1 protein-coding gene is annotated in these 206 nt (G+C 61.7%); it reads left to right on the forward strand.

The features are described from left to right. Positions 1-206, forward strand: a 206-nt coding sequence (locus QCD69_RS22835; RefSeq protein WP_301253607.1) for a hypothetical protein, incomplete at both ends; no start/stop codon positions are given.

Consider the following 206-nt stretch of genomic DNA (forward strand, 5'->3'; position numbering starts at 1 on the left):
CCGTTGGCTCCTCGCTTTTAACGCCGATTTTTGGCAGCGCGCCGAAATAGAGGGTTTTCCCTTTCAGCTCTTTCGCCAGCGCTTCGCTGATATCAGCTTCCGGCGCAAAGGCCAGTCCGGCCTGCGCAGGCAGGATCGCCAGCAGCTGCTGCTGCTCGCGGGTCTATCAGGCCGACTCCGCTATCGCTTTCAGCGCGCCGCCCTTA

Source organism: Erwinia sp. PsM31 (assembly GCF_030433775.1).
Classification (GTDB): domain Bacteria; phylum Pseudomonadota; class Gammaproteobacteria; order Enterobacterales; family Enterobacteriaceae; genus Erwinia; species Erwinia aeris.